The 24,966-nt window shown below is 65.6% G+C and carries 23 protein-coding genes; 8 read left to right on the top strand and 15 right to left on the bottom strand.

Going from position 1 to position 24,966, the window contains the following annotated elements:
• Position 1: 1 nt before the first annotated feature.
• Entirely contained in the window at positions 2–838 is an 837-nt protein-coding gene (mobA, locus tag GRI89_RS08335) for a nucleotidyltransferase family protein (RefSeq protein ID WP_159794069.1), read from the top strand.
• Positions 839–1,106: 268 nt separating this feature from the next.
• The gene (locus tag GRI89_RS08330) at positions 1,107–1,937 is read left to right on the top strand and encodes a D-alanine--D-alanine ligase family protein (RefSeq protein ID WP_235913010.1); all 831 of its coding nucleotides are present in this window, start codon (positions 1,107–1,109) and stop codon (positions 1,935–1,937) included.
• 113 nt (positions 1,938–2,050) lie between these two features.
• On the opposite strand, the gene GRI89_RS08325 is transcribed toward GRI89_RS08330, so the two are convergent.
• Together GRI89_RS08325 and GRI89_RS08320 are read right to left on the bottom strand one after the other, a co-directional pair.
• Positions 2,051–3,406 carry a lipopolysaccharide biosynthesis protein gene (locus GRI89_RS08325; protein ID WP_159794067.1) on the bottom strand — a complete coding sequence of 452 codons (1,356 nt, stop codon included), beginning with the start codon at positions 3,404–3,406 and terminating at the stop codon, positions 2,051–2,053.
• 126 nt (positions 3,407–3,532) lie between these two features.
• On the bottom strand, positions 3,533–3,817 hold the full coding sequence (locus GRI89_RS08320; protein ID WP_235913008.1) for a DUF4242 domain-containing protein: 285 nt from the start codon (positions 3,815–3,817) through the stop codon (positions 3,533–3,535).
• Positions 3,818–3,926: 109 nt separating this feature from the next.
• Between GRI89_RS08320 and GRI89_RS08315 the strand changes: the two genes are divergently transcribed.
• Positions 3,927–4,940 (top strand): GlxA family transcriptional regulator, encoded by a 1,014-nt coding sequence (locus GRI89_RS08315; RefSeq protein WP_159794065.1) that lies wholly within the window; start codon positions 3,927–3,929, stop codon positions 4,938–4,940.
• Here the strand turns inward: GRI89_RS08315 and GRI89_RS08310 are convergent.
• From GRI89_RS08310 to GRI89_RS08300, 3 genes are read right to left on the bottom strand one after another with little or no spacing between them, the layout of a single operon-like run.
• Positions 4,937–5,905, bottom strand: coding sequence for a bile acid:sodium symporter family protein (locus GRI89_RS08310; protein ID WP_328598160.1), 969 nt, complete (start codon positions 5,903–5,905; stop codon positions 4,937–4,939). The two genes, GRI89_RS08315 and GRI89_RS08310, sit on opposite strands and share 4 nt — an antisense overlap.
• 20 nt (positions 5,906–5,925) lie before the next feature.
• A complete protein-coding gene (locus tag GRI89_RS08305) occupies positions 5,926–7,356 on the bottom strand; it encodes a serine hydrolase (RefSeq protein WP_159794063.1) in 1,431 nt (476 codons plus the stop codon).
• Between the two features lie 24 nt (positions 7,357–7,380).
• Positions 7,381–8,949 (bottom strand): tannase/feruloyl esterase family alpha/beta hydrolase, encoded by a 1,569-nt coding sequence (locus GRI89_RS08300; RefSeq protein WP_159794061.1) that lies wholly within the window; start codon positions 8,947–8,949, stop codon positions 7,381–7,383.
• Between the two features lie 343 nt (positions 8,950–9,292).
• Here GRI89_RS08300 and GRI89_RS08295 point away from each other — a divergent pair, with 343 nt between their 5' ends.
• Positions 9,293–9,529: a hypothetical protein gene (locus GRI89_RS08295; RefSeq protein WP_159794059.1), complete on the top strand. Its 237-nt coding sequence runs from the start codon at positions 9,293–9,295 to the stop codon at positions 9,527–9,529.
• Positions 9,530–9,536: 7 nt separating this feature from the next.
• Here the strand turns inward: GRI89_RS08295 and GRI89_RS08290 are convergent, their stop codons facing one another.
• Positions 9,537–10,226, bottom strand: a complete 690-nt coding sequence (locus GRI89_RS08290; RefSeq protein WP_201290893.1) for a hypothetical protein — start codon at positions 10,224–10,226, stop codon at positions 9,537–9,539.
• 238 nt (positions 10,227–10,464) lie between these two features.
• Positions 10,465–11,100, bottom strand: coding sequence for a class I SAM-dependent methyltransferase (locus GRI89_RS08285; RefSeq protein ID WP_159794057.1), 636 nt, complete (start codon positions 11,098–11,100; stop codon positions 10,465–10,467).
• A 113-nt stretch (positions 11,101–11,213) separates the two neighbouring features.
• Between GRI89_RS08285 and GRI89_RS08280 the strand changes: the two genes are divergently transcribed.
• The 4 genes from GRI89_RS08280 to GRI89_RS08265 all read left to right on the top strand — a co-directional run bounded on the left by GRI89_RS08280 (position 11,214) and on the right by GRI89_RS08265 (position 14,325).
• Positions 11,214–11,993 (top strand): succinate dehydrogenase iron-sulfur subunit, encoded by a 780-nt coding sequence (locus GRI89_RS08280; protein WP_159794055.1) that lies wholly within the window; start codon positions 11,214–11,216, stop codon positions 11,991–11,993.
• 3 nt (positions 11,994–11,996) lie between these two features.
• A complete protein-coding gene (locus GRI89_RS08275; protein WP_159794053.1) occupies positions 11,997–12,440 on the top strand; it encodes a PaaI family thioesterase in 444 nt (147 codons plus the stop codon).
• Complete coding sequence (zapE, locus tag GRI89_RS08270) at positions 12,437–13,558, top strand: cell division protein ZapE (RefSeq protein WP_159794051.1); 1,122 nt, start codon at positions 12,437–12,439, stop codon at positions 13,556–13,558. The genes GRI89_RS08275 and zapE overlap by 4 nt, the downstream gene beginning before the upstream one ends.
• 68 nt (positions 13,559–13,626) lie before the next feature.
• Positions 13,627–14,325, top strand: coding sequence for a pirin family protein (locus tag GRI89_RS08265; RefSeq protein ID WP_159794049.1), 699 nt, complete (start codon positions 13,627–13,629; stop codon positions 14,323–14,325).
• Positions 14,326–14,335: 10 nt separating this feature from the next.
• Here the strand turns inward: GRI89_RS08265 and GRI89_RS08260 are convergent, their stop codons facing one another.
• From GRI89_RS08260 to GRI89_RS08225, 8 genes are all read right to left on the bottom strand, one after another.
• Entirely contained in the window at positions 14,336–15,169 is an 834-nt protein-coding gene (locus GRI89_RS08260; RefSeq protein ID WP_328598180.1) for a crotonase/enoyl-CoA hydratase family protein, read from the bottom strand.
• A gap of 290 nt (positions 15,170–15,459) precedes the next feature.
• Positions 15,460–17,358: an XrtA/PEP-CTERM system amidotransferase gene (locus GRI89_RS08255; RefSeq protein ID WP_159794045.1), complete on the bottom strand. Its 1,899-nt coding sequence runs from the start codon at positions 17,356–17,358 to the stop codon at positions 15,460–15,462.
• Positions 17,359–17,368: 10 nt separating this feature from the next.
• Positions 17,369–18,928: an exosortase A gene (gene xrtA, locus GRI89_RS08250; protein ID WP_159794043.1), complete on the bottom strand. Its 1,560-nt coding sequence runs from the start codon at positions 18,926–18,928 to the stop codon at positions 17,369–17,371.
• Positions 18,918–20,150: a TIGR03087 family PEP-CTERM/XrtA system glycosyltransferase gene (locus GRI89_RS08245; protein ID WP_328598159.1), complete on the bottom strand. Its 1,233-nt coding sequence runs from the start codon at positions 20,148–20,150 to the stop codon at positions 18,918–18,920. Before GRI89_RS08245 ends, xrtA begins: the two co-directional genes overlap by 11 nt.
• Positions 20,147–21,205: a FemAB family XrtA/PEP-CTERM system-associated protein gene (locus GRI89_RS08240; RefSeq protein ID WP_328598158.1), complete on the bottom strand. Its 1,059-nt coding sequence runs from the start codon at positions 21,203–21,205 to the stop codon at positions 20,147–20,149. Before GRI89_RS08240 ends, GRI89_RS08245 begins: the two co-directional genes overlap by 4 nt.
• Positions 21,202–22,119: an XrtA system polysaccharide deacetylase gene (locus tag GRI89_RS08235; protein WP_328598157.1), complete on the bottom strand. Its 918-nt coding sequence runs from the start codon at positions 22,117–22,119 to the stop codon at positions 21,202–21,204. The genes GRI89_RS08240 and GRI89_RS08235 overlap by 4 nt, the downstream gene beginning before the upstream one ends.
• Positions 22,120–22,138: 19 nt before the next feature.
• A complete protein-coding gene (locus GRI89_RS08230; protein ID WP_159794041.1) occupies positions 22,139–23,293 on the bottom strand; it encodes an XrtA/PEP-CTERM system-associated ATPase in 1,155 nt (384 codons plus the stop codon).
• A 17-nt stretch (positions 23,294–23,310) separates the two neighbouring features.
• Complete coding sequence (locus GRI89_RS08225; protein WP_159794039.1) at positions 23,311–24,966, bottom strand: preprotein translocase subunit YajC; 1,656 nt, start codon at positions 24,964–24,966, stop codon at positions 23,311–23,313.

Raw genomic sequence — 24,966 nt, 5'->3', positions numbered from 1 at the left:
CATGACCGGAAAACCCGTCACCGTCATACTCCTCGCGGCCCAACGCGCCGGCGTCGTAAATCCGCTCGCGGCACGCGCCGGGGTGTCGCACAAGTGCCTTGTCCCGATCTGTGGCCGACCGCTGATCGACCATGTCCTCGACACGCTGTCGACCATTCCGGAAGTCGGCGAGATCCACGTCTCTCTGGAGCCTGAGGCGCATGAGGCGGTCGAACGGATCTTCGACGCCTATCGCGAGCGCGGCCCACGCTTCGATCTCGTCCCAAACGACCGCAACATCATCGCCAGCGTGCTTGCCGCAGCCAAGGCGCGCGCAGGCCCCTTCGTCATTACTACGGCCGACAACGTGCTGCTCACGGCCGACGGCTTTGCCCAAATGGTCGCCGCGCTCGACGGTGCCGATGCCGTGATCGGTGTGGCGAGGCGCAAGAGTGTGCTCGCCGCCCATCCCGAAGGACAGCGCAATTCTTACAAGCTGCGCGACGGCGAGTACGCCAACTGCAACATCTATGCTCTCAGTGGACACGACGCCTTCGCCGCTACTGAGCTATTCCGCAAAGGCGGCCAGTTCCAGGCCAAGCCGGGCCGTCTCATGCGCGCAATCGGCCCCTGGAACATCGTGCTCTACCTATTGCGTCGCGCGACCATGGAAGAGGCCTTCCAGCGCATTGGCGCGCGCTTCGGCGTCAAGGCCAGGGTCGTCACCTTTGCCGATGGATCTCTGGCGATCGACGTCGACAACGAGCGGACCTACGCCTGCTGCGAGGCGATCCTGAAGCAGCGCGAGGCGGTTGCCGGGGGGATAAAGATTCTTCTTCCCGGCAAAGCTGGGCGATAGGATATTCCCGAATATCTCCCAGGGATCGCTTGTGTTTGAGAGCTTTACAGTACTCGCGCATGTAGCCCCCGGCGCAGACCACACCGTCACTTCAGGCTGTCACAAAATCCTGCATATTGAGAACCAGTGTCACGGGCGTATGTTCGTAGGCCTAGCGGGTCGCAGCGAATCGATTCAGACAGGGCGAAGGGGGCCAAGTCGAATGATTAGCGCTATCGAGCCACTGCGCTTGACGCAGGCGGATAGAACGCGGGTGCGCACTCTTTTCATGGCCAAGCACGCCTTGTTCGGCGGCGGCATGCATCCCGAAGACGGCAACCACGCAATCTACCACCACGAAGTGCGCTGCACGCTGGATGGGCTCGGGCTCAACCTGCAGCTCGCCGACAAGCGCGACGTGCTTTACCGGAAGCCTGACGCCGACTTCGTCTTCCCTCTGCTCAACCGCGGCGGGTTCGTAAACAGCGAAATGTTGATCCCGATCCTGTGCAACAAGCACGGCATTTCATACCTTGGGGCCATGCCCTTCCTGCGCGGACTGGGAGACGACAAGTCGGTCGCCAAGCTAGTCGCGCTCCACGCCGGCGTCCCCACCGCACCGTGGTTCTGCTATCGTCGCGGCGGCCCGGTCGAGCAAAGGAACCTGCCGCCCGCGCCAACCGGTCGCTGGGTCATCAAGCCCAACGCCTCTTCGGCGAGCTGGGAAGTGTCCGACGCCTATGACTGGCAGGGCGTCGCTAACGCCATCGCCGACATCCACGGCCAGGGCCACGACGCCATCGTTGAGCCCTATCTCGACGGTTACGACGTGCAGTGCGCTTTCATCACCCTCGATGGGCGCCCCATCCCGCTACCGATACTGTGGTACGAGCGCGAGAACACGCAGAAACTGTGGACCTACTACGAGAAGCGCGACCTCGTGCAGAACACCGAGAAGGCCGCGTTGAAGCGCTTCGATCACCCCGAATTCGCCCAGAAGATCATGCTGCTGGCACGAGATTACGCTCGCGAACTGGTGCCGTTCGATTACGGGCGGATCGAATTCCGCGTCGACCTCGACACCGGCGAAATCAATTTCATAGAGATCAACCTCAACTGAAACCTGTGGTCGGAGAAGGTCATGGCCACGGCCGCGGCGGAGGCAGGGTTCAGCCATGCCGACCTGCTCGAGACACTGCTCGCCGAATGCTGGCGGCGGCGGGGACTAATCAACTAGCGCTGCGCTGCGCCAGGTGCTTCAACCTCGCGCCGTGCCGCCTCGCGCAGCACGACTAATGCGAACAGGCTCAGGAGCGCCCAGGCCAGCGCCATGCCGAGGCACACCGCCCAGCCGACGCCGACAGGTCCGGCGCTCACGAACAACAGGATCGCGGCAACGGTGACCGCTATTCCGATGGCGCGGACGATCAGCGGGTAACGCGGGTGCGCGGTGGCGTAGAACATCGGCTCGTAGGCGACGCTGGCGAGCTGGAACGAGGCACCTATCGCTAAAGGCACCATCACCGCCGCCCCGCGCGCGTAGGCCTCGCCTCCCACCAGGTCGAGCAGGTCGGCACCGAAGAGGATCATGACGACGGTAACGGCGAACCCGGCAGAAGCGGCAATCAGCGTAACCCGGGCGAACAGGCGGCGGAATTCGGTGGCATCGAGACCGATGTGCGAATGCACGAATTCGGGAAAGATAGCTCGCGCCACGATCTGGGCGAACTTGCCGATGCTCTGCGCCAATTGGTCGGCGAGTCGGTAGATTCCCGCTGAACTGGTGCCGAGGAAGTAGCCGACGGCGAGCAGCGGCCCTTGCTTGGTCAGGGCATCGAGCGTGGCCGTGACATAGGTAATGCCGAAGAAGGCCGCTATGCCCGGGTTCTCGGTCACGGACGCGCGCCAGTCGCCCCAGTTGCTGCGATTGAGCGCTTCCGGTGCCAGCCTCCAGCAGGCGAACCAGTAGACCGCCGCGGCAAGCAGGTCGAGCAGGGCCCAGGCGAGCAGGAACCGCTCCACGCTGGCCCCGGCGAAGGCAATGACAAGCGCCGCGATCAGCCGGCCAGCCGGCACGATCGCCTCGACATAGCTGCCGATGTCGAAGCGATTGAGCACGCGGACGATTCCGTTCGGCGTCGTCATCCGGGCCCACAGCAGCGCGACGCTGAACCAAAAGCCGAGGTCGACGAAATCGGGATTGAGGTCGAGCACGCCGCTGAAGCCATAAAAGATCGCCGCGGCCAAAGCCGTGCCGAGAATGGCGCCGCCGATATCGAGCGTGCCGCAGAGCCAGATGAGACGGCCGAACCGCTGCCAGTCCTTCTCCACCGCATAACGCGCGCCGAACCGCACCATCGTCTGCCAGGTCTGGAAGCTGGCGACCGCGACCAGCGCCTGCGCGGTGCCGAAGATCAGCGAGAAGTGCCCGAACCCCTTCACCCCGAGCGAGCGTGACAGGATGACGATGTAGACGAGGCTGACGATGGCGGCGAAGCCCTTGCCACCGAGCAGCCAGCCGAGGTTGCGCACGATGTTGGCAAAGCCGTCGCGCGATGCGGCGAGCAGGGAGCTGGCGGCGTTGCTCATCGCGCTGTGGGCATACCCTATCGTGCCGGGCTGGCAACCAGCGCTGCGTGTTAGTTTGTCGCAATGCCGCACTGCCAAGAGCCCCCACCGCGACTGCGGCAGGGGCCCGGTTCGCCTGCAGGTGGCTCAGGCGCTGCAATATAGTTCGGTGGTCGGGTCGATAATCGTGAGGACCTCTGTCACGACGTTCGCCGGGAAACCCGATTTGGCGGCATGCTCCTGGATCCGCTCCTCGCTTTCGGCGAGGTAGATGCAGAAGGTCTTGTCGCCGGCGACGTAGGAATGCTCCCACTGCACGCCAGGAATTTCATCCAGGGCCGCGTTCGACGTCTTCGCCGCGCCTCCCAGGTCGGTGTTGCTCATCCCGCCGACGCCCGGCAGGTCACGCTCGATCACATAACGCTTCAACATGATTGCTTCCTTCCTCTGTTGGTGAGGCAAGGGATACCCGGCACACGGGCAGTGGACGAGATGGCAAAAATGCAATAGTTGCGGGGCAATCCTGCCAAACGAGGGTTCGATGCAGAGAATCGTCATCCTGTTCGTCAATGGAGGACTTCCGTCGACCGCGATCCTGCCGCTCGACATCTTCAAGAGTGCGGGCACGTTGTGGAACGCGCTCAACGGCGTGGAGCTCAATGCGCACTTCGACGTCGTCACCGCCAGCGCCGACGGCAAGCCCGTGGTCGGCAGCCGCCACGTCACGCTGACGCCCGAGATGTCCTGCGCCGAGGTCGGCCAGCCTGACCTCGCCTTCGTCGCCGCGGGCGGGCTCGAGTTCGACGCTATGGTAAGCCACGCCTACGACCCGATTGAAACGATCGCTCATAACGAGGGCATTCTTCCCTGGCTGAAGACGTGGCACGAAGGCGGCGCAACCATCGTCACGGCCTGCTCGGGCGCGCTGCTGGCGGCAGCCGCCGGCCTGCTCGACGGGAAACGCGCGACCGCGCACTGGGGCCTGACGCAGCTCTATTCGGAACATTTCCCCGATGTGGACTGGCGCGAGGAATACCTCGTCACTGATTGCGGCGACGTAGTCTGCGGCGGCGGGGTCAACGCCGCGGCCGACGTCTCGCTTTACCTCGTAGAGAAGTTCTGCGGGCGCGAGATCGCGCTCAAGACTGCGCGCAGCCTGTGCATCGAGATGCCGCGCACCTGGCAGAACAGCTTCACCCATTTCGAACTGCGCGCGGCGCATGAAGACGAGCCGGTGCTCGCCGCCGAGCACTTCATCCGCAACAACTTCGCGAAGGATCTCAAGTTCGACGCTGTAGCGAAACACGTCGGGATGAGCCCGCGCAACTTCGCGCGCCGATTCAAGGACGCGACCGGCGACACGCCCCTCGCTTACCTTCACGGGCTGCGCATCGCGGTGGCCAAGCAACTGCTCGAAACCTCACCGACGGCGGTCGCGGAGATCGGCCAGACCGTAGGCTATGTCGACCCGGCCTTCTTCCGCCAGCTGTTCCAGCGCAAGGCTGGCATCACGCCGAGCGAATACCGCCGCCGCTTCGGACGGGTTGCCGCCTAAGGCTCGGCGCGACTGTTCCACCAGCCGGCGAGGAGGCTGCCGATCACCACGTGCCAGACTGCCGAAAGTGCCGCAGGAACCGGTGCGAGCGCGGCCTGCATCGCGTCGGGGAACTGCGCCGCGAAGCTGGGCGCTTTGGTGAGGCCCGATCCGAGGCCGGAGTTCTGCATCCCGACCTCGATCGAGATCGTGCGCTGCTCAATCGGGCCGAGCCCGAACGCCCGCGCCGCTGCATGGCCGAGCGCAAAGCCAAAGGCGTGCAGCAGGAACGTCGCCAGCAGCAGTTGCCGGGCGTTTGCCAGGATTAGGTCCTTGGCCCCGCCCACGATCCCCCCCACGATCAGCACCACCAGCACAGCCGCGAGGAGAGGCAGCCAGTCGCCAATGCGTCTTGTGAAGCCGGGCAGGAATTCGCTGACCAGCGTTCCGAGCACAACCGGCACAAGTACCACCGCCAGCATATCGCGGAACAGCGCCCAGCGGTCGATTTCGACATAGGCCCCGGCAAGCGCGCCCGTCAGCAGCGGCGTCGCGACGACCGCGATCAGCGTCGAGCACATGGTCATCGCCACCGACAGCGCGAGGTTGCCGCGCGCTAGGTAGGTGACGATGTTCGAGGCGGTGCCGCCGGGGCAACAGGCGACGAGGATCAGCCCCACCGCCAGCCCCTGCTCCAGCCCAAGCGCCTTGGCGACGGCGAAGCCGGTCAGCGGCATGATCACGAACTGCGCACAAACGCCGATCGCCAGGGCCTTCGGCATATGCGCCAGTGCGCTGTAGTCGGCGAAGGTCAGCGTCAGCCCCATCGCCAGCATGATCAGCCCGAGCGCAACCGACAGCAGCGGCTGCCCCGCGACGGTGATCGACCCGTTGGTCAGCCAGGTGAACAGCGACGGCTGGAGCCACGCCAGCGCCACGCCGGCGAGCGTCATCAGCGCAAAGTTGGCCGTAATGGCGCGTATCACAGGCGACTGTTCCTTCTGGCCTAGGGAGCCGGGGGCGGACCCACGGGGCGGAAATTGACCGAGGCGACCTTGCCCTCTTCATCGACTATGATGGAGAAATCCGCCGCACCGCGTTCGAATGTCACCCGGAACGTGTCTGCCCCGCCGAGATCGACCGACTTGAAGGCGACGTCCTTTACGGCTCCCAGCTCATCGAAGATTCCCTTGAGCTGCGGTAGTTGTTGGCGCGTAAGGTTCTGCATCGGCGGCGTCAGCGCCTCGTAATCGGGCTCGCCCGCGGCAGTCCCCGCGATGAGCTTGCGCAAGGCAGGTTCGCTAGCCAGCGCTGCCGAGGTGCGTACATCGGGGATAGTGCCGTCGCCGGTCAACGCGCCCATGATCAGGTTCTCAACCGCGCCAGACGGCAGGCCCTCGCTGTTGGAAATCACAGAAACGCGCATGTGCTTGGCCGGGATATAAGTCAGAATCGAATTGAAGCCGTTGATCCCGCCGGTGTGCGTGATCCGCGTCTCGTCGCCTTGTCCGGCCATAATAAGCCCGAACCCGTACCTCGAATCCCCCTGCCCGGTCGGCACCGTCGAGGTAATCATCTGCTGGTAGGAGGCCGGACTGACGGCTTTCCCGCCGGTCAGCGCAATCTGCCAGCGCACTAGGTCTCCTGCGGTCGAGGATAGCGCCCCGGCGGCGCCGGGCACGTTCATGCTGATGTTCGGATCGTTGCTGAATGTCTCGGTCGAGGGGTCGTAGGAATAGCCTTGCGCGCGATGCGGGATGATTGGCCGTTCCCCTCCGTAGTACGTGTGAGTCAGCCCCAGCGGCTGGAACAGGTGGGTGCGAACATAGTCCGGGTACGGCTCCCCGCTCGCCTTCGCCACGACCATGCCGAGCAGGTAGTACCCGGTGTTGGAATAGTTCCAGTTACTGCCCGGCTCGAAGTCGAAATCGACGCCCTTGACGGATTCGAGAAGCTGCTCGTCGGTCAGGTCGAGCGGCGCCGATTTGGCAAAGAAGCCTGGCTGCACGGTGTAGTTGGGAATGCCCGAGGCGTGGTTGAGCAACTGGCGGATGGTGATAGTGCGCCCACCGCTGTCGAACTCTGGCACGTACTTGGACAGCGGGTCGTCAAGCGCGAGCTTGCCCGCCTCGACAAGCTGCATGATCGCCGCAGCGGTGAACTGCTTGGTCACCGATCCGATGCGGAACACCGAAGTTTCGTCGGCCGGCACGTTCCACTCGAGATCAGCCTTGCCGACGCCTTCGTCGATTATGACATGATCGTCCTTCGCCACCGCAATCGACAGCCCGACCGCCTCGGGCCGGGCCATGACCTGCTCGACCACCGTCTGCACCCTGGCGGCGATCTCGGCGTCACTGAGCTGCGAGAACTCGGCATGAGCAGGTGCAGATGCGGCAAGCAGTGCGGCAACCAGAACCCCCTTGCGCGATGTCATGACCTTTCCCCTTGAACAGACCTGCTAGCTTTCGCTTGGCATCTTGCACTGGTAGCTCTCGGGCTTCGTCGCGTCGCCGCCGATGTACTGCGCGTGCGCCGGAAATTGGCACAGCGGGCGGCTTGCGCTGCCGTCGGAGCGGCTGGCGACGGGGTTGTTCGGCGCCTTGCCCTGTTCGACCCAGTTCACGACTTCGCCGAGCAGGTCGAACCTGTCGAAGCTGTCGCCACCGGCGCAGTGGAGCATGCCGGGCACCATGTAGAAGCGGCTTGCCTCGGCGAAACGGGGGCCGTTGGTCTGCAAAGCGCGGGCCCACCAGTCCCACGTTGCCCAGGGGCTGAAGAACAGGTCGGCGGTGCCGTGGAAGAAGATCGTCTTGCCGCCGCGGTCGAGGAAGGTGTTGAGGTTCGTCCAGTAATTGGTGTCGATCAGGCGCTGCATCGGGTCGTTATGAGCGGCCAATGCCGCTGCATCGAGGTCATAGGACAGAGCTTGTGTCGTCGGGCCGAACGGACCGGGCGCGCCGCTTGGCAGGATGCCGCCCTGCAGGTTGGTGACACCCGGATCGTAGGGGAAGCGCGGGTAAACCTGCCGCCCGAGAGAATCGATCGCCGGCTGAAAGCCCTGGTCGATGGCGCTGGCCAGCTTGGGGCTAAAGCAGCCCTCGGTCTGGCCGGGCTTGCAGACCAGTTTCTTGGGGTCGAAGCGGCACTGCGAAACGTTTTCGACCACCCCGTCCTTGAGCCCGTCGAGCGCGTCGCACTGGTCGAGGATGCCCTTGCTCAGCAGAGCGCGCACCGCAGGCGTGAATATCTCGGAGATTATCGGCTTGCCTTCCGCATCGAGCGAAGCGGCCTGGTTGAAGGCGACGCGCATGCGGTCGATGGCGGCATTCGAATCCCCGGTCATCATCGCCGGGGCTCCGATCACCACGCCGTCGAACAGCTCCGGATAGCGCTCGATCGCCAGCATCCCCTCGCGCCCGCCGGTCGAGCAGCCGGTCATGTAACTGTGGGCGATCGGCTTGGCGTAGAAAGATTCGGTGATTGCCCGCGCCGCCTTTGTCACGGTCAGCACGCTGGTCTCGGCGAAATCGAGCGCGGCGCGCTGATCAACGTTGAAGCTGCTGTCCCACACCGTGCCGGCGTGGCCGCTGTCGTGCGCCACCACCGCGAAACCGCGCGCCAGCGCCGGGGTCATCCCTGCCGCAACCGGGCCCCACGGCTGGCCGACGGTCCCGTTGAGCCCGCCACCGCCCATCACGAGGAAACGTCCGCTCCAGTCCGTGGGCAGGGCCAGAGCGAACTGGATGCCGTAGGTCTTTCCGCCAGCTCCCGTGCGCTTGTCGATGATCCCCTTTACCAGGCAATGCGCCGGCAAGTCGGACTGGTTGGAGAACGGCCCCTGCCCGAGAGTGCCCTTCGCCGCCGCGGCGACCTGGGCGGCCGAGGTAATCTCTATCCCACCGCCAAAATCGCGTCCGACCAGCGAGGCACAGCTCTGCGACGCTCCGGTCGACGACTGCGCCCCACCGCTGGTCGCGGTCCCCGCGGCGAGCATGGCGGCGACAATAAGGCTGGCGGTCTTGTGCATCGGTTTCTCCCTCTTGCCATTGAGATACCGTTTCACGAGATGCAAGCAAGGCCCGTGGGGCCCGCGAATAGCTGGGGTTTCATGTCAGTCTACCGAATAATCGGCCAAAGCCGCACCATCCTCGTGGACCGCTTCTATCCAACTTCCGGACCCATGAGAGGATAAACTCCACGAGGTCACCGGTGCGCCCCAGCTCTTCACTTCGAACGAAACGCTGTCCCAGTCGGGTGGCGGTGGCGGGCTCGGCGGGGCCATCTGCGCCGTCGCACTGGACAGGCTGCCTGCAGCACAACACAGTGTAGCCAGTGAAAGAAACAGGCGGGGCCAAGGAGGGAATACACCGATGAAGATCGCGTTTTTCATATACGTCTTGCTCTACGGCATCGCCCTTGCCCTGCTCGCTATCGGGACATTCGGCTGGTTCGGGCAGGAGCAGGACCCGCTTTCGGGTGTGTTCCTCATTCCGCTTGGCCTGCCATGGAACCTCGTCGCCGACCGCATCGGCCTGGCCGGGCCTATTTCCGCCATCGCTGCCCCGGCGATCAACGCCGGGATTCTATACTGGTTGTGGAAGCGTTGAGCCTTGGTCAGCCGCCTTCTACCAGCGCATCGACCACGACGTAGGTCTCGGGACCGTACTTGATCGTCACCGTGTCGCCGTTGCGCGTCGAGCTGAATTTCCAGCCGGCAGAGCCATCGGCCTGAGCACTGTCCGCACCGGTTGGAGTAGTACCGTTGAAGTAGATCGCCCGCTTCGAACCATCGACCTTCGTTACTTCGACCATGTTCATTCCGTCGCTGCCCCAGTCGCGGATCACCCCTGCATCGCAGGTGCCGGTCGGCGCCGCGCCGCCGAAGCCGCATTTGATCACGCTGGTCGCGTTGAACTTGGTGCCGGCAACGAGCGCGTCGTTCGAGGCAATCGGCGCTTCCGCCGTGCCCGGCATGCCTTCGTTGGCGTCGCCCTGCGGAATCGAGATCAACTGCACGCCATCGACATTGCCGACGGCCTTGCCGCCTGCGGCCTTGGCGGACGCTTCGCTCGGGCAACCGACGAGGATCGCGCTGTCGTCGAGGTATTTGGCGGTCGCTTCCGACTCGCCGAGGCGGCGGCACGGGTCGCCGACATTGGGATAGCCGTCACCGAACGGGGCAATAATATCTGGAATGGCAACGGTTGCCGCCGCGGCCGTTGCGGTTTCCTCGTCGCCTCCACCGGAGTTGCAAGCCACGAGGGCAAGTGCAGTCGCCAGCGCAGCAATCGATGCAGTTCGCATATTCAACTCCCTCACTATCGCCGACACGTTCCCGTCTTCCATTTCGGGAAATGCGGCGACCCGTGGCCTGGCGACGATCCGATGCGATCGTCAAGCCGGAAACGTGCGTTCCGCCGAAAAGTGTCCCGGAGGAAAAAGGGAGGGAGACCTTGGCTCCCGGGAAACCTCCGGCGAAACGCGCGCTTTCAACGGTTTCCCACCCCGGCGCGGCGCGAGCAATACGCACTTTGGGGTAGGCTCAGCCCCCCGTCCTGACGCCGACGCCCCATTCCATCCACCCTGCCCAGCGTGGCATCTTTTCCATGTAGATGCTGCCGATGCTCGCCAGGTCGAATCCGCCATTGCTCACCGCACCGGAGACCTCGCGGGTGAGGTGGCAATTGCCCATCGCGCGTTTCCATACAGGTTCGATACGGCGCTGCCATTTCTGCGGGCCGGCGTCGGGCGAGCGGCCGTGTTCGAGGAACAACAGCTTACCGCCGGGCCTGAGCACGCGCCGCAGTTCGCTCAAGACCTGGTGCTGGTCGTCGACCGAACACAGCGTATAGGTACAAACCGCGCTGTCGAAGCTGGCGTCGGGGAACGGTATCGCCTCGCCCTTCCCCTCGCGAATGTCGGCCTCCCAGCCCTTATCGAGCGCCGCCTTGCGCGCCTGTTGGAGCAGCGCGCCGTTGGGATCGATACCGGCGAAGCTCGTCACCTTGTCGCGATCGTAGAGCGGATGGTTGAGCCCGCCGCCGCAGCCTATCTCGAACACCCGCCCCTCGGCCAGCGGCACCACGTGCCCGCGCAGCGCGGCGATCTTGGGATCGGCGCAGGCGCAGCCGATCATCTTCGGGAGGATCGTTTCCTCGTACCAGTTTCGAAAGCCCATTCATTCCCTCCCATCGGACCCGAGGGGCACTTTCGTACAGACCATTGCCCGGGGCAAGCATGGCCTTGCTCCCGCGGCTGGGATCGTTAGATAGGCGGCGAAACGAGGTACCGATGGCCGAATTCACGCTTCCCAAGAACTCCAGGATCACCGGCAAGGGCCGCACCCACAAAGCCGAGGGCGCGAGCAAGGTGCAGAAGTTCAGGATCTACCGCTGGGACCCGGAAAGCGGCGAGAACCCGCGCTACGACACGTTCGAGATCGACCTCGAAGCCTGCGGCCCGATGGTCCTCGACGCGCTCATCAAGATCAAGAACGAGGTCGACCCGACGCTGACCTTCCGCCGCTCCTGCCGCGAGGGCATCTGCGGCTCCTGCGCGATGAACATGAACGGCAAGAACGGCCTCGCCTGCACCACTTCGATGGAGGACCTGTCGGGTGAGATTCGCATCACCCCACTGCCGCACATGGAAGTGGTGAAGGACCTGGTGCCCGACTTCACCCATTTCTACGCCCAGTACGCCTCGATCCGCCCGTGGCTGCAGACGGTCACGCCGAACCCGACCAAGGAACGCCTGCAAAGCCCCGAGGAGCGCGAGAAGCTCGACGGCCTCTATGAATGCATCCTGTGCGCCTGCTGCTCGACCTCGTGCCCGAGCTACTGGTGGAATTCGGACAAGTTCCTCGGCCCGGCAATCCTGCTGCAGGCCTACCGCTGGCTGGCCGACAGCCGCGACGAGATGACCGGCGAGCGGCTCGATGACCTCGAGGATCCGTTCCGGCTCTATCGCTGCCACACGATCATGAACTGCGCGAACGTCTGCCCCAAGGGCCTCTCGCCCGCCAAGGCGATCGCCGAGACCAAGAAGCTGCTGGTCGAACGCCAGCTCTGAGCTTTGTCCACGCGCGACGGAACTCTGCTCCCCTGCCCGGACCAGCCCGGTTGGCAGGAGTGGCACGTTCCCGGGCCATTCAACCGGGATATCCTCGGCCGGTTGCTGGTCCGCGACGCGGGTGACGGCACCGCGCGGACCCGCATCGATCCGCTACCGCACATGGGCAACGTCGCCGGCTACGTGCACGGCGGCATAATTTCCGCCTTTGCTGACGTCTCGCTCTTTGCCGGCCCGGGGATCCTGCTCGGCAAGGATTTCGCCGCGGCCACGACGATCGAACTCTCGGTCCAGTTCGTCGGAGCGGGGAGCATGGACCAGCCGCTTGAGGCGATCGTATCCGTCTTGCGCGAAACCGGCCGCATGATCTTTATCCAAGGCCGCATCGTGCAGGGTGACAGCCCTGTCGCCGGCTTCTCCGGCATCGTCCGCAAGCTGTCGGCATGAGCGGGCTGCTCGCGCGCTACGACGCGCTTGTCGCCGCCGGTGAACTGCGGCCTGACCCCGACCAGCGCGCTGCGGCCGAGCGGCTGCAGCGATTGCAGGATGAACTGGAGGCTCCGCCCCCCAAGCGGCGATGGTACACCTATCGGATCGGTACCCCTGCGGGTCGACCCGACCCGCGCGGCGTCTATCTCTGGGGAGGCGTTGGTCGCGGTAAATCGATGCTGATGGACCTGTTTTTCGAAACGCTCGACATCAAGCACAAGCGGCGGGTGCACTTCCACGCCTTCATGCTCGAAGTCGATCGCATGATGGCCGAGGCAAGGAAAAAACAGAGCCAGAACCCGATCATCGCCACCTCGCTGAAGATTGCGGAACAGGTTCGCTGCCTCGCATTCGACGAAATGGTCGTGAAGAACACCGCTGACGCCGCGATAATGGGCAGGTTGTTCACCTCGTTGATCCAGGGTGGGGTCACCGTCGTCACGACCTCGAACCGCCCGCCCGCCGACCTCTACAAGGACGGCATCAACCGCAGCCTGTTCCTGCCCTTCATCGCGCTGGTCGAAAAGGAACTCGACGTGGTCGAACTCGACGGGCCGACCGACTACCGCCTCGACCGGATCGCCGGGCTCGACACCTGGCACACTCCGCTTGGCGACGCCTCGACGGCACAGGTTCGCGAGGCCTTCTTTCGCCTGACCGATTATCCGCCCGAGGACGCCGCGCACGTCCCCTCGGCCGACCTCGACCTCGGAGGCGGACGGACGCTACACGTGCCCAAGAGCCTCAAGGGCGTGGCGGTGTTCAGTTTCAAGCGGCTCTGCGGCCAGCCCCGAGGCGCGGCGGACTATCTCGCCATCGCCCAAGCGTATCACACCGTCATCGTGGTTGGCATTCCGGTCCTGGGACCGGACAACAAGGACGAGGCCGCGCGTTTCGTTACGCTGATCGACACGCTCTACGAGAACAACGTCAAGCTCTTCGCCACTTCCGCCGCCGAGCCCGAGAGCCTCTACCCATCGGGAGAAGGAAGCTTCGAATTCGCCCGCACGGTCAGCCGCCTCAAGGAAATGCAGAGCGACGATTACATGGCGCGCGGCCATGGCCTGGGGGCTTGAAGGGTGCGGGTTCGCCCCTATCTGACTGCTATTCCGGCGGAAACACCCCGCCGAGGTGGACTACCCAGATGATCGACATTCGCCCGTTCGCCGGCCTGGCGCATCGCGACCATGGCTGGCTCGATACCCGTTATCACTTCAGCTTCTCCGACTACCATGACCCGCAGCGCATGGGCTGGGGCCGCATTCGCGTGTGGAACGACGATACCATTGCCCCACAGACCGGATTCCCGCCGCACTCGCACTCGGACATGGAAATCATCACGTTCGTCCGGAAGGGGGCTATCAGCCACAAGGATTCGATGGGCAACGAAGGCCGCACAGCGGCCGGCGACGTGCAGGTGATGAGCGCCGGCCGGGGCGTCGCCCATGCCGAGTACAATCTCGAGGACGAAGACACGACGCTATTCCAGATCTGGATCATGCCCGACAGCGCTGGCGGCGAGCCGGACTGGGGCATGCGCGAATTCCCGCATGGCGACCGTGCCGGCCGCTGGGAAGTGCTCGCCAGCGGCGATCCCGAAGGCGATAGCGCCCTGCCCATTCGCGCCGACGCGAAGATCCTCGCAGCGACCGTCAAGGCAGGCGAAACCGTGACCTACGAGGCAGCGCCGTGGCGCCACCAGTACCTCGTCGCGGTCGGCGGGCGCATCCGCATCAACGGCGCCGAGGCCAACCCGCGAGACGGCATCGCCATTACCGGCGAGGAAGCGCTGATCGTCGAGGCGATCGAAGACTGCGAACTCGTGATGGTGGACGCCCGCTAGGGCACCGCGATCAAGCCGCCGCGACCCGTTCCTGCGCGCGGGTCAGGCGGCTCATCACCTTGAGGTCCTGCTCGGTGAGCTGGATTGCCGCATCGGCCCACATCTCGACGATGTCCTTGAGCTCGCGCAGCTCGATAGGCCGGGTGTACTTCATCGCTTTGCGCGCGCTGACGAGGCCGGGATGCCGCCTCTCGCTGCGCTTGATGAATTCGCGGCAGGCTTTCGCTCCTTCGCCCGGCTCGGCGAGGTAGTGGACGATGCCGAGATCGTGCATCTGTTCGGCAGTATAAGTCTCGTTCGACAGAATCAGCCGGTCGGCCATCGCCGTGCCGAGCTTGCGCGACAGGATGGCGTGCGCCCCCATGCCGGGGAAAAGGCCGAACAGGGTCTCGGGCAGCCCGAAGGTCGCGCCCCGCTCGGCGATAATGAAGTCGAACGACAAGAGCGCTTCGAACCCACCGCCGAGCGCTGCGCCTTCGACGAGGCCGATTGTCAACATCGGCAGGTCGAGCGAACGCATGTTGCGGTGAAGGATTTCCACGCAGCGGAAGCCGTACTGCGCCAGCGCCTGCCGGTCTCCCGACCGGATGAGGTCCTGGAAAAGCGCCAGGTCACCGCCGAAGCAGAATACGCCTGGCGAACGGCTACCGAGTATCAGGTAACGCAGTTCGGTCTGGTCCGATCCGAAGTTGCTCGTAATCAGTCTTTGCCAGTTGTCGAAATCGCGAAGCATCGGCGGAGTAAAACTCGGGCGACCTCTGGGACGCATATAAGTCCAAAGACTCGCGGTCTCAGTTTCGTAATGACATTCCAGCTCGTTCAGGCGGAATAGCTGCGCATCGATTTCCGATGGATAAGTGTGCGATGTAACAAGGTGTTCATCGCCACTACCGAAGGAAATTACCGAGGATTCAGTATCAGAGGATACCGTATCGTCATCTTCGATATGACCCGACAAACGGTCCATTGCGCCCCCGTTTCGACCCTGAATTCGCATCCAGTTTGCTGGTCTTTCAGGAATCTAGGCTTGGCGGAGTCAATTTGGCAATGAATTATTTACCCTAATCACCCGCTCAGCCGGCGTTGTTTCACTTTGAAACAAAGGTCGTGGTTTTGCAGTCACACAGACAAAAATCAGGTGGCGACACCTAACTTTCGCAAGGACCGGTCGAGCATGATCAGTTGCCACAATAGCCGCGAATGGTCGGATTTGCCGGCGATATGCGCCTCCGCGATGCCTGCCACCTTTCGGCTGTCGAGCCACCCGGTTCGGGCCAGCGCGGCGCTGCTGGCGATGGCCTGCGCCTCCCCGGCGAGCGGTCCGCACAGCCACTCGGCGATCGGCGTGACGAAACCCTGCTTGGGACGATAGAGGATATCTTCGGGCAGGTAGCGACGCATCGCCTTCTTGAGCAGCCACTTGCCCTGCCGGCCTCTGATCCGCACCGATTCCGGCAATGTTGCAGCGAATTCGAGCAGCCGGTGGTCGAGCAGCGGCTCGCGCGCTTCGAGGCTGACGGCCATGCTCGTGCGGTCGACCTTGGTCAGGATATCGCCGGGGAGCCAGAACATCAGGTCGGCATACTGCGCGCGGTCGAGCCCGCTGCGCGCGGGCGCGCGCTGCATGACTTCGACAAGCCGGTCCTCGGCCCGATAGCCCGCAATGCCGCGGGCGAAGTCCGCCGAGTAGAGCGACTGGCGCAGGTCCTGCGGCGTGGTCGATAGGGCGCTGGCGTATCCTTCCGCCCCACTGCCCGCGAGCGAGAGCAGCGTCGTCTTGAGCCGCAAGGGCCGCGGCGCCCAGTCGGCCTTGGGATAGGCCGCGCCGAGCGGACCGAGCAACGAGCGGCGCACACTGCCGGGAATCCAGCGACGCGCTTGTTCCTCATGGGCGTGGAACACCTGGCGGCGATAACCGGCGAAAGCCTCGTCCGCCCCGTCACCGGACAACGCGACGGTCACCGTCTCCCGCGCCAACTGGCAGACCCGCCACGTTGGCAATGCCGAGGCATCGGCAAAGGGTTCATCGAACATCGCGGCAAGATCGTCGATGGCGTCGAACTGGTCGGCGCTGACGGTGCGCTTGCGGTGGTTGGTATCGAACAGCCGCGCGATTTCGTCGGCGTAGGCGGTTTCGTCGTGTGCGGCGACGTCGAAGCCGATCGAGCAGGTTCGCACCGGTTCTCGGCTTGCTTCGGCCATCAGCGCAACAACACTCGACGAATCGACACCGCCCGACAGGAAGGCTCCGAGCGGAACGTCGGATACGAGCCGGCTCGTCACCGCCTCGCGCAAGTGGTGCAGCAGCTCGGCCTCGAGGTCTGCGACGCTGCCCTTGCGCCGTTCGGCGAAGGAAATGTCCCACCAGCGGATCGGCGCGGCGGGAGGACTGTCGTGCCGAAGCAAGCGGTAGTGCCCGGCGGGCAGCTTCTCGACGCCGCTAAGGATCGAGCGGTGATCGGGCACGTAGCCCCAGGCGAGGTAATCCTCGACCGCCAGCGGATCGACCTCGCGGCGCAGCAGCGGATGCGCCAGCAGGCCCTTGAGCTCGGAGGCGAAGGCGAGGCTTCCGTCAGACAGCGGCGCCATGAACAGCGGCTTCACGCCGAGGCGGTCGCGCGCCAGCAGCAGCTGGCGCTTGTCGCTGTCGTAGAGCGCGAAGGCGAACATGCCGTGCAGGCGCGGCAGGCAGTCCACGCCCCAGCGCGCGTAGGCGGCGAGGATGACCTCGGTGTCGCCATCGGTGCGGAACGTCGCCCCGCCCGCGCCCAGTTCCTTGCGCAGCTCGCGGTAATTGTAGATCTCGCCGTTGAAGACGATGGTCGCCGGGCTGTGCGCGCTCTGCATCGGCTGCGGCGATCCGGCGATGTCGATGATCGACAGGCGGCGGTGGCCGAGGCCGACGCCCGGCGCGGTCCACACGCCCGAACCGTCAGGCCCGCGATGGGCCAGCGCATCGGTCATCCGCTCGACCCGCGCAGGATCGACCGGCTTGATCGTGCCGCAATGAAAGATCCCGGCGATCCCGCACATGGCGCGGCGCTTAGGGGACTTGTGCGATGCCGTCCATCCACGCGCCGGGTTGCCCGGCGGCGGACAGGAAGGCGCGGATGGCAGCCTGCGGGTCGCTTTTCGGCCCCGCTTCGGCGGAGAGGATCAGCGTCGAGACCGGCTGCGCGCGCATCGCCAGCTTGTCGCCCATCGTGGAGAGTTTGAGCCGCGAGCGGTCGCCGGTGGTCAGCGCGCCGCTGTGGTACCAGGTCATGGCGAGCCTGCGAACCTTGCCACGCGCCTGAAGCCATTCGCCCTGCCCTCCGGCAATCGCAGCGGCAGGTTCGAGCCAGCGCCATGCGGTCTCGGGCATCAACGCGCCTTCGCCGTAGGCCCCGGCCTCGCGTCCCTCGTCCTGCCGGGCGTAGAGTGCGTAGAAGATATCGACCTCATGTCCCGCCGCATCGCGATAGCGGCCGAGCAGGCGGTGATCGGCACCGGCGGCGCGCGGCTCCCACCATTCGTGCGGGGCGTAGTCGACGCGCTCCCATCCTGGCACTTGGGGCAGCGAGATCGCGGCGGGGAGCGGCGCTTCGAGCGAGCGGGTCGTGGCCGACCACAGCGAGACGGCCAGTACCATCCCACCAATCGCCAGCAGCGCCGCACGCCCGTCGATACGGAAACCGTCGAGCCGGGCCAGCAGCGGCGAATTCGCGATTGCGGCTGGATCGGGTGCGGTGTCGTCGGGAGCGCGGTCGAAGAAGCGCCAGCTTGCGGCGAACAGAACGGTCATCACCAGCGCGAAGAAGATCCAGCCGTAAAAGATGTGGTCGAACCCGGCAGCGAATTCGAGGCCCTGCGATTGGGCGATATAGATCGTCCCCCAGGCGCGCACGCCGTTGGCGAGGATCGGCACCACCACCGCCGCCGCCATGAACAGCGCGCGCCGCTTCCAGCTGCGGAAGCAGGCGTGCGCGACCAGTGTGCCGAGCGCGACCATGGCTATGAGGAACTTCACCCCCGAACACGCCTCGGCGACCTCGAACAGGCCCACGGGCGTGTCGATGAACACCCCTTCGATGCGCGCCGGGACCCCGCTCAGGTGCGTGAGGGCGATGGTCAGCTTGGCGGTGACGAGTTGCAGCGCCGGGACCAGTTCGTCACCAAACGGGACGAGGAAAAGCATGTAGGCGAGCGGGAACAGCAGGGCAGCAGCCACGCGCGGCCCGAGCAGTGTCAGCAGCGCCGCCTGCAGCGCCAGCACCGCGCCGAACTGGCTCGCCGAATTGAGGCCCGACACTGAGCCGAGCAGCCACAGGAACAGCGCCCCGGAGACCGGCAGGAGACCGGGCCACCATGCCGCAGGCGCAAGCCCAGCCAGCAACGGCCTGCGCAGGTAGACCAGCCAGCCGATGATGGGCGGGACCAGCAGTACGTGGTTGTAGGTCGATACGTCCCACCACTGATGCGCCATCGCCGCCCAGTCGGCCGAGGCGAGCGCGAACAAGGCCAACCAGGCAAGCGCGAGCCAGGTCAATGGGCGGCGCCAGGCCTGCGGCAGCGATGCCGGGTGCAGCGCCGTCAGGCGCGGAAGGGCGAGCTCACGCGGCATTGCGGCGCAATTGCCCGCGCGTCTGAGCCACGATTTCGGGAAGCCCGGCCAGCATGGCGGGCCAGCTCATGGTGTCGACCACGATGCGACGCGCGGCTGCGCCGATGGTTTCGGCTCCCGGCTTGTCCGCCAGCAGCGCCAGCGCCCGCTCCGCCAGTTCGGCGTCGCTCCCGGCGGTGACGAAGTGCTCGCCATCGCGCGCCGCGATCCCGTTAGCGGCCTGGGGCGTCAAGAGCACCGGACGCGCCATGGCCATCGCTTCGAGGACCTTGTTCTGCACCCCGCGCGCGAGGTCGAGCGGCACGACCACAACGTCTGCACCGGCGAGGAACGGCTGCACCGCAGGCACTTCGCCCCAGACGCGCACTCCGCCCTTTCCATCCAGAGCGGTCACCTCGGAACCCGGCTTGCGGCCGACGACGTGAAACTGCGCCTGTGTGTGGACCTTGCGGATTTCCGGCAGGATGTGGCGCGCCATGCGCTGCACGGCAGTCATGTTGGGCACGTAATCCATCTGCCCGGTAAACACGAAATGCGGTCCCGCCCCCGGCGCCAGTGCCTCGTGCGGCTGCCAATTGGCCGGATCGAAGGCATCGGCATCGATGCCGTTGCCAAGAACCTCGATATGCGCCGAACTCGCCGCCGGGATGCGCGAGCGCATCAGCTCCGCCTCGGCCTCGCTCACCAGCAGGGTACGATCGGCAATCCGGGCGAGCCGCGCTTCGAAGTCGCGCAGCATCCGCGCCTCGCGGGCGTAGACCCCGGCCATCAGGCCGCCGGATTGCGCATACTGTTCGAACTTGGCCGAATCGACATCGACCATGTCGACGACCAAACGCCCGTCCCAGTCGCGCGGGACATACTGCCCCATCTGGCCGGAAAAGACGTAGATCGTGCGGACCGGCCGCTCGCGTTGCGTGCGCTGGACGAAGGCGGCGATGTCGGGATGGTGGAACGCGGTCAACAGCACTGGCAGGCCGCGCGCGATCGCCTCGACACCGGCGAACGGCACGGGCTTGCTGCGGGTCGGCATGCAGTAGCTTGCGGCACATTCCGCCAGCAGGTGCTCGTTGGCGCGATCGGCCGTGGTCTCGGCAAAGCAGGCGACATGCACCGGCGCCAGGTCCGCCAGCGCCTTGAGGAGGTGGTGCGAGCGGATCTTGTCGCCGCGATCGGGTGGAAACGGCAGGCGGTGCGCCAGGAAGAGGATTTCGCCGTTCACCCGAGACCCCGAGCGATGTGCGGCCCGAGGCGGTTGGCTACGCCGAGCGGCAGGCGCTTCCAGACGGAGACCTGGGCGGCGTGCTTGCCGCTGTTGGGATCGGCATCGCGCGCTTCATGGCCCGGCGCGGTCCAGCTGGCATAGGACAGCGGCACGCCCTCGAAGCCCCAGTTGTGCTTGAATGCGGCATGCCCGCTATCCGCCTTGGAGCGGCCGAAATCGAACCGATCGCAACCGCGACGGCGGGCGTGGAGCATCAGTTCATAGTAGTTGCGGTCGTTGGCGCGGAGCGCGCGGGCTTCCCAGACGCCGCCGCCCCAGTAAGGCATGACAGCGCCGTCGTGGTAGAACGACAGCACCGAGGCGACCGGCTTGCCGTGATGCCAGACGACCTGGACGTCGCTATCGAGCGCGTCCATCGTCTCGTCGAACAGCTTGCGCGGAAATACCGGCGTGCCGAGATTGCGGACGCATTCGGAATAGACCGCGTAATGGGCATCGCGATCTCGCTGCCCGCGCCCGACGGTGGTTTCCAGATCGCAGTCCAGTCCCTTGCGCACTTCGGCGCGTTGCTTGCGGGGAATGGCGAGCAGTTCCGCCTCGTCGTCGGCTTCGAGAGGCTTTTCGAACGTCAAGTGGCTGTTGGTGCGCACTTGCCAGTCCTCGGGCGACGGACCGCCGCGCAGTTCGATCGTTGGGCAGGAGCGGCGTAGCGCCAGTTCCTCGGCGGCGCGGCACAGGCTCACGGCAGCCGACTCACGCGTAGCGAGAACGCCGCCGCCGACAGCAAAGCCGCTCGAAGCGAGCATGCGGCCAAAGATCGGCGAATGGATTTCGTTGAGCGGCAGCCAGCCCGTCAGCGTGGCGCCCTTCTCGGCGACCAGCCCGAGAGCCGCTTGCCCGGTGCCGCGTTCGACGGCCCGCAGCCAGGCGGGACGGTGGAACAGGCTGGCGCGTTGCTCGGCCACGAATCCTTCGATCCGCGCCACCTCGTCGGGCTGGCGCAGGTCGGCGAGGCGGACGACCTCGCTGGTCAGGGCAAACGGCGCATTCACGCCACCGTCTCGGCATCGAGGCGAGCCGCCTCGCGATGCGCCAGCAAGTCCATCCGCCCCCAGGCGAATTCGCCGACCAGCTGGCGTAGCTTGCCCGACATGCGATCAAGGTTGGTGTAGTGGCGGAGGCGCGACTTGAGCGGCGCACCGGCCACACGCGGCTGGCCCGGGTCGATCTCCCAAGGGTGGAAGTAGAACACCGCCGGGCGGCCTTCATGCCTGTTCACCTGCCGGATCGCCCAGCGCGAGAAGGCGTAGGGAATGACGCGGAAGAAACCGCCACCGCCCGCAGCGAGGCGCCGGCCAGCGAACATCGCGGTGGTGACAGGGATCTCGATGAGGTCGGACCAAGGCAGCGGGCGGAAAGCGAAGCGCGGGGCTTCGGCCCAGCCGTAGTGGTCGTGCGCCACAGGGGCGACGCTCGACGAATAGGTGTAGCCCTGCTCGGCCAGCTCCTGGAAGGCCCAGGGCGTGCGCACGTCGATCGAGAAGCTCGGCGCGCGATAGCCACGGACTCGGCTGCCCGAAGTATCTTCGAGGACCTTGCGCGCGCGTTCGATGTCGGCCCCGAAACTGGCCCGGTCCATGCGGAAAACTCGGCCATGGTCCCAGCCGTGGCTCGCCAGTTCGTGCCCGCGGTTGACGATCTCGCGCATCATCCCGCCGTGCCGTTCGGCCACCCAGCCTAGCGCGAAGAACGTCGCGCTGACCCCGGCTTCGTCGAACATGTCGAGGATCGCGTGCATGTTGCGCTCGACCCGGTCGACCAGCGAGGGCCAGTCGTCGCGTTCGATCACGCTCTCGAAGGCGCCGACCTGGAACCAGTCCTCGACATCGACCGACAGGCCGTTGACGATCGACGCACCCGTGGCGCCTGCGGCTGCGGCGTCTTCAAGGGGCGTAATGGCATTCACGGGGATTCTCCTCCCGCCCTCAGGCGGCTTGGGCCTCGTCCATTTCGCTTTCGACCCACTCGATGAGCATGGTCAGCGTGTGGCGGATCGAGCGTTCCTGCTCGAAGCTGCGGGCGGCGAGCTGGGCCATCTTTTCCTGCAGCGCGGCGATTTCGGGCATCAGTGCGGCGGCTGCTTCGTCCGCGCTACCGTTGGCCATATCGACGATCGCCTGCTGAAGCTCGGAAATCTGGTGGTCGCGTTCGGCCAGCATCGCTTCCACGGTCGCCTTGTCGAGGCGCGGTTCGTGGTTGAGCGGGGCCGGCGGAATGGGCGCAGGCTCGACCTTGGGCATCGGCCGGGGCGCAGCCTCGGGGAAGGCCTTCTCGCCGGCCATCTCGTCGAGCACGGCCTTGAGCATGGCGGAATCGATCCGCGTGCGCTCTTCGACCGCGCCGAGCAGGAGCAGGCGGTTGGCGGTCTGGTTGACGCGCCGCGGGATTCCGCCGCTCGCCTCGTAGAGTTCCATGAACACGCGCTGGTCGAACGACGGGTTGCCGCTGTAGCCGACCTTTTCGAGGCGGTGGACGATGTAGGGCTCGATCTCGCCCTTCTCCATCGGCTCAAGATGGTGCGCGGCGATGACGCGCTGGCGCAGTTGCTCGAGGTCCGGGCTTGTCTGCAGCGTGGCGCGGAACTCAGGCTGGCCGAGCAGCAGCGTCTGCAGCAGCGGGTGGTTGCCGAGCTGGAAGTTCGACAGCATCCGCAGCTCTTCGAGCGCGGGAATTTCGAGGTTCTGCGACTCGTCGACCACCAGCAGGCAGCGCCGACCGGCACGCGCTTCCTCGTGCAGGAAGCCCTCGATCGAGCCGAGCGCGCTGGCCTTGTCGTGCTCTTCGATGTCGAGCCCGAAGCTCTGCGCGACGACGTGGATGATCTCCTCCTCGTCGAGCTTGCTGGTAACAATTTGGCCGACCGTCAGGCGCTCGGGATCGATCGTGCTCATCAGGTGCGCGACGAGGGTCGACTTGCCCGCGCCGACCTCGCCGGTGATGACGATGAAGCCTTCGCCCTGGGCGAGGCCGTAGCCGAGGTAGGACAGCGCCTTCTTGTGCGTCACGCTGCGGAAGTAGAACGCAGGGTCGGGCGTGAGCTGGAAGGGCTTTCCGGTCAGGCCATAGAAGTTGTCGAACATCGAAACTGCTCCAAGCGTCAGAAGGTGTACCGCAGGCCGAGCAGGGCCGAGGCGGCCTGCAGGTCGGGCAGGGAATCCCGGGTGATGCCGTCGAGACCGACAGCGGCGGTGCCGCTGAGGCCGGCGATCAGCTGGCGATAGTATGCGAGCGAAGCGCTGTAGGCGAACGAGGTCTCGCCGGTCAGGCCGTTCGAAAAGCGGCTGCCATAGGCGTTGGCGCTCAGGCTCGAACGGCGGTCGATCTGCGTGGTGGCGTAGATCGTCGCCCAGTACTGTTCGTCTTCCACGCCATTGAAGGCGGCGAGGACGGTGCCGGCTGCGGCGATGTACTTGCGCCGGTCGTAACCGATGCCGAGGCCGGCCTGGGTGCGGCCCATGTTGATGCCGTAGCTCAGCGACACGCCGCGGTTGCGGTAGACGACCGAATTGAGCGAGCCGAAGGCGTCGCCGATGCAGTTGCCGCCTTCGGTGCTGTTCACGCAGGTGCCGACATCGCCCGAGAACGGGCTGCGGATGGCCTGGAATTGCGAGGGAAGCCCGGCGAGGCGGTCGGTGATCAGGCCGCCGAAAGTCTGAATGCCGTCGTAGACCGAGACGTTGAAGCTCTCGCGGCCGTTCGGCGCGTAGGCAAAGCTGCCGTAATAGGTCGTCGAATCGTAGCGCTTGCCGACGAAGGCCTCGAGCGAGGTCCGTCGACTCGGGCGCCACATGACCCCGGCATCCCAGATTAGGCCGTCGGATTCGTAGGCGATGACGCGCGGTGCGCTCTTGTCGGTGACGTAGCGGCCGTTGGGGCCGATCACCGGATCGTTGGTGACCGGGTCGCGCACGGCGTCCCGGCTCGAAATCTCGACGTCTTCGTATCCGACGCCGCCCACGAGGGCCATCGTGGGGCTGACCGGAACGGTCATGTCGGCGCGCAGGTGGCGGTCGCGCACGCGCTGGTCGAGGTTCGAGGTGTTCTGCTCGTTCCAGCCGCCGCCGACACCCACGCCGACGACCGGCAGGACCCGGCCCGGGGCAAAGCCGACGCGGGCCTGTGCCGAATGCGTCGTGCTCTCGTCGGCGAGGTCGACCACCTGCGGCCCGCTGGCACCGACGACGAGCGCGTCAGGCGTTTCGACCTTGGTGTAACCGAAACGGTAATGGCCCTCGACCTCGATCGCGCCCTCGCGCGACTGGATCGAAGGACCGGCATAGACCGAATAGATCCGGCTGGTGCTCGAATCGTCGCCCGGCAGCGAATTCCCGAACGCCGTTCCGTCGCCGTTGACCCACGACTGCGAGGCGAGGCCGCCGGCTTCCATGGTGATGTTCGGCGAGCCGAGCGCGACCGAGGCGCGGGCGATACCGCTGACCGCGTCGCTGTCGCGGGTCGAACTGTCGTTGGCGAAGTGCCGCTCGTAACGCAACGAGGCCGAAGCCGACGAGTAGCGCCCGGTGGCCGAGACATCGACACCCGCCGCGAGCGTCGTGTAGGTCACGGTGTCGCTGTACGGGTCGAGCTGCGCGGACAGGACCTCCGCCGCCTCGATGTAGGGCGCGACCTCGATGTGCGGGCCGCGCACCGATGGCGTCGCCTTCTGCGCGCCGTCCTGGTCCTGCGCCTGCGCGCCCGCCGGAACGGCGAGCGCGGCGAGCGCGAGAGCGATGATGCGGATATGACCGGTCAT

The organism is Croceibacterium salegens (assembly GCF_009827435.1).
Classification (GTDB): domain Bacteria; phylum Pseudomonadota; class Alphaproteobacteria; order Sphingomonadales; family Sphingomonadaceae; genus Croceibacterium_B; species Croceibacterium_B salegens.
This window is presented reverse-complemented; position numbering and strand designations above follow the sequence as displayed.